Genomic DNA, 4553 nt, shown 5'->3' with positions numbered 1-4553 from the left:
CTTCAACTGCTCTACACACTGAAATAGCACGAAACATTAAGCCGGGAAACAGGGCCGCGACCCCCGAACCACAAGGGCAAACTCCCCACCCTCGGCTTAACGATTACCTCGGCTTAATCGGAATGAAAAACGACTGCTCCCTCCGCGAGGTAACCGTGGTCGCGGGCCATTCCCAGTGCGTCGGTACAGAGCCTGGCGCGCATGTGATCGGCCATGGCCCAGCCGATGATCATGCCCGTGCACAGGTCTATCACGGTGGCCAGATAGAGCCACCCCTCGCCGGTGCGCAGATACGTGATGTCCCCGCAGAGCCGGGTCCCGGGCGCCGTGGACGTGAAGTCCCGCTTGCCGTCCTGATCGAGCATGTGGTTGCGGATATGCGCGGTCTTCGCCTGCGGGTCCTGCACGGTGGTCTGCTTCCACGCCCTGGTGCGCACGGCCCGCAGGCCCTGCTCGCGCATGATCGCGCCCACCGTCGGGGCGGAGACCTCCACGCCCTTGGCATTGAGCATCAGGGTCAACTGGTCACGGCCGGCACGGCCCTTTTCCTTCTCGAACAACCCGGTAACCTCAGCGACCAACTGTTCGTGCCGCACAGCCCGCGGCGAGGGGCCGGCCGGGTTACGCCACCGGTAGAACGAGGCCCGGGAGACCTTCAAGGCGCGGCACAACCACGCGATCGGATGGTTCGCCTTCTCCGCTTCGATGAAACGGTAGAAATCCTCTACCGTTGCTTCGCTGCAAAGAAGGCGCTGACTTTTCCCAGGAACTCAACGTCCTGTTTCAGCTTGGAAATCTCAGCCAGAGCCTTCTGGTGCTCCTCCCAGGACACGGGCGTCTTCTCCTCGCCGGCGGCGAACCGTTCCGGATGATCCTCCCGGTACCTGCGCACCCAGTTCCCCAGAGTGCCCACGTTGACCCCGATATCGACGCACACCTGCGCGATCGGACGGCCAGAGGAAATCACCAACTCAACGGCTTCATCCCTGAACTGCTGCGTATATTTCTTGCGGTCGGTCATGCGAAAAAGGCTCCTCACAAGCTGTCTCACAAAACCATACGGCCGCAGCTCCTGGCTGAACATGGTGGAGATCTTCTTCGGGATCATCACCCGCCAGTGCCTGAAGCGTGGAACATTCAGCTCCGTGAAGGACCTGGAAGAGACCATGGAGCGGTACATCGAAAACTACAACAAGGACGCCAAGCCGTTCACCTGGACCAAGTCCGCGGAATATCTATTGGGCAAGATGAAACGCAAACAAACCATTAACACGGAACACTAGGCCCAACTGGTTCCCTTAGCGAAGAGGCCCTGCCGTCAGCCGACGGCGGGGCTTTCGTTTAGGGGCTTCCCCTCGAGGAGTTCGCTGTTCAAGCGCTGGACTTGCGCGGGGACACGTCACCCCCTCATGCCGCTACTCGCTCTTTCGCGTTCAACTACGCATTGACGGCCCGGACACAGGATGATCGTATGTCTCCTCAGCGGGGGAACGAGGTTCCAGGGGGAGGCCGCCGAAACTACAGGCCTGCACCAAGGCCTCCTAGCGAAACGGTCATGATGCATATTCTAAAAAAACCGCTGGTCCTGACAGTGAACAGCTTTCTCCACAAGCGCTACAGACCCCGGCGACATCGGGATTCAATCATTGCCCGGATAGCAGGAGTTGCCATCGCGGCGTCAGCCCTCGCTGTACCTGCAGCAGTCGTGGCCGCGCCAGCGGCAAACGCGGCGCTGACGTGCAGCAACAAGATCCAGCTCGTCGGACTCGCCGGCAGCGGTGAGCTCAACACTGGCAAGAGCGGAACGGCCAATCTTGGCCAGGTAGTAACCGATTTCTACGATAAGCTGGCTGCCTCCTACGCCGGTACTTTCACGTCGATCGAAGCGCACGGCATCAATTACCTGGACTATTCCGTCGCAGACATCCGGAGCCTCGACACCTACACCAAGAGCATGCAGGACGGGGTGACAAAAACCCTCGCCTACCTGTCCACCAGGTGCAAGTCCGAACAGTTGATCCTCTCCGGATACTCCCAAGGGGCTGATGCGATCATGCACGTCTACGAGGCCATGTCCCCGGCCGACAAGAACCGAGTCGTCGGCGTTACCCTCTTCGGAGACCCCGGCTTTAACCCTGCAGCATCGCCACTGGATCAAGGGACCTTCACACAGCGCCCGTCCGGTCGGGGCCTTGTATCTCTTCGCCCCGTGCCTGCGCCGGACTTCCAGGCCAAGGCCCGGAGCTATTGCCTCGTTAGGGACATCTTCTGCAACTCCACGCTGCATTCGGTAGCCCAAGACGTTGCATGCGCGGCTGCACTCGTGGCGGTTCTCAGGCCGGGTGGCTTCGCCAGCATCCCGTCATTGATAGCGGGTTGCCCGGACCTAGTGGAGATCGTGGCGTGCATCGACAACATGGCCGGCAACAAATACGGGTTCCCGACACTTGACTGTCCGCACATGGACTACCGGCCAAAGAGTACCGCGGCGGCGGCTTCCTTCATCCACAGCCTCATCACTCCCGTCATACCTCCTCCGCAGGGAACGGCGTCAACGGGCGCCATGGCCAATGACCACCAGGACGCAACCGCAACCACGCTGGCAAACGGCGATGTTCTCGTAGCGGGCGGAGCGGCGGCGAACGGTGGCGCTACAGCGACGGCGGAAATCTACCACCCGGTTACAAACACTTGGACCGCAGTCCCGCCGATGTCGGTGGCCAGGCGGAACCACACCGCAACCCTGCTGCCCAACGGCAAAGTGCTGGTTGTCGGCGGTGACGTAAATTTCGTGAACCTGGGCAGCGCTGAAATCTTCGACCCAGCAATAGGAAAGTGGAGTCCGGCGGCCCACCCGCTCAGCGTTACACGCGGTGGTCACGTGGCGGTCCTGCTTTCCACCGGAAAGGTCCTCATAGCCGGGGGCGAACACGCCGAAGCGGCTAGTTCTGAACTTTATGATCCAACAACCGGAAAATGGTCGAGCACAGGCCCTCTGTCGACGGGACGGTCAGGTGCCAGGGCAATAAAACTGAACTCCGGGCTGGTCCTCATTATCGGCGGCTCGCTCGCCAACGGCGGCGTCACCGGAAGCGCCGAGATATACCACCCGAGCACCGGCACCTGGACCCGCACGGGGAGCATGACGATGGGGCGTTTCTCGCATACAGCCGCGCTCCTTCCCGACGGCCGGGTCCTCGTCGCAGGGGGCCTCAACGGGCCCCAAAATCCGGGGACCGCACAGTCAAGTGCAGAAACGTACAACCCGACCACAGGACAGTGGTCCGTCGCCCAAAGCATGCGGTCGGCCCGTATAGTGGCATCCTCCGTCGCCCTTGCTAGCGGGAAAGTGCTTGTAGTCGGCGGTGTCGACGGGAACGGCCATGTCCTGCCGACCACAGAGCTTTACAACCCCGTGACAGGAACCTGGTCAGCCGCGGCCACAATGAAAGCGAGCCGGGCACAGGCAGCGACTATCCTGCTCACCAGTGGAAGAGTCCTCATAGCGGGGGGCGGCGGGTCCCAGGGGAGCCAGTTCACCGCCGAGCTCTACGGATAGCCACCGCGCCGGACCCAGCTGTCCCGTCAAAAAAGAATGCCCCGCCGCCCGCCAGGGCGTCGGGGCATTTCTACGTTCTGCTTCCTACTGCAGGTACGCCGGGAGGGGCTTCTCGTGCTTGTTTCGGCCCCCGGCGGTGGCGACCGCTCCCAGGATGAAGTCACGGACTTCCCGGTCCGGGTCGGAACGCCCGAGGCCTTGGACCTCCGCGACCTCTGACCCGCCCTCGACCCGGCAGTCACACTCACGGACCGTAAATAGACACGTCCTCTACATCACGCCCATCAACATGCGTAGATTTTTTGCCCTAACGGCCGGGGTATCTCAATTCGAGGCGCAACCAACCGTTGCTCGTATCCCGCTTCCTTGGAACCGGAAGTCTGCCCTTTGACCCACTAGAACTCGTTTATGTTTGAACACATGACGAATGCACCCCACCACGTCCAGGTGTTCATCGGCTCCTCTATGGAGGGCCTTAAAATCGCCCGGACTCTACAGGCTGAGCTCGAGTCAGCCACGGATTGCGGTCGTCAAGTTCTTGAGACAGTTTCGTAGTTGAATCGGACTACGCGGCCAGGGGTTCCTGGTCGCGGGTTTGATGGGTGGCAAGGGCTGTTGCCGGGGGGATGCCGCCGGCCCGCCGGTTTGGGCGGCGGCGGTTGTACCAGCCCTCGATGTATTCCATGACGGCGGTCCTCGCGGCAAGCCTGCTGCCGAAGGTGTGCTGGTGGTACATCTCGGTCTTCAAATGCGAGAAGAAATTTTCGGCGACCGAGTTGTCCCAGCACACCCCGACGGCTCCCATGGACTGGGTGACACGGTTCCCTGCGCACCATTTCTGGAATTCGTCGGAGGTGTATTGGGAGCCGCGATCGGAATTAAGCCGAATTCGGCTTAATTCAGATTAAGCCGAGGTAATCGTTAAGCCGAGGGTGGGGAGTTTGCCCTTGTGGTTCGGGGGTCGCGGCCCTGTTTCCCGGCTTAATGTTTCGTG

At 61.2% G+C, this 4553-nt stretch carries 4 protein-coding genes and 1 pseudogene; 2 read left to right on the top strand and 3 right to left on the bottom strand.

Features of this window, described 5'->3' with window-relative positions:
* Positions 1 to 113 precede the first annotated feature (113 nt).
* Both J9611_RS20920 and J9611_RS20915 read right to left on the bottom strand, forming a co-directional pair.
* On the bottom strand, positions 114 to 707 hold the full coding sequence (locus tag J9611_RS20920; RefSeq protein WP_307857174.1) for an IS3 family transposase: 594 nt from the start codon (positions 705 to 707) through the stop codon (positions 114 to 116).
* 17 nt (positions 708 to 724) lie between these two features.
* The gene (locus J9611_RS20915; RefSeq protein ID WP_211883072.1) at positions 725 to 1021 is read right to left on the bottom strand and encodes a transposase; all 297 of its coding nucleotides are present in this window, start codon (positions 1019 to 1021) and stop codon (positions 725 to 727) included.
* A 61-nt stretch (positions 1022 to 1082) separates the two neighbouring features.
* Between J9611_RS20915 and J9611_RS20910 the strand changes: the two genes are divergently transcribed.
* Together J9611_RS20910 and J9611_RS20905 are read left to right on the top strand one after the other, a co-directional pair.
* Complete coding sequence (locus J9611_RS20910) at positions 1083 to 1283, top strand: IS3 family transposase (protein ID WP_211883070.1); 201 nt, start codon at positions 1083 to 1085, stop codon at positions 1281 to 1283.
* Between the two features lie 272 nt (positions 1284 to 1555).
* Positions 1556 to 3559 carry a cutinase family protein gene (locus J9611_RS20905; RefSeq protein ID WP_211883068.1) on the top strand — a complete coding sequence of 668 codons (2004 nt, stop codon included), beginning with the start codon at positions 1556 to 1558 and terminating at the stop codon, positions 3557 to 3559.
* 565 nt (positions 3560 to 4124) lie between these two features.
* Here the strand turns inward: J9611_RS20905 and J9611_RS20900 are convergent.
* A pseudogene (locus J9611_RS20900) lies at positions 4125 to 4439 on the bottom strand (IS3 family transposase); the annotation flags it as partial.
* Between the last annotated feature and the right edge of the window lie 114 nt (positions 4440 to 4553).

The organism is Pseudarthrobacter albicanus, assembly GCF_018224015.1.
Lineage (GTDB): Bacteria > Actinomycetota > Actinomycetes > Actinomycetales > Micrococcaceae > Arthrobacter > Arthrobacter albicanus.
This window is presented reverse-complemented; position numbering and strand designations above follow the sequence as displayed.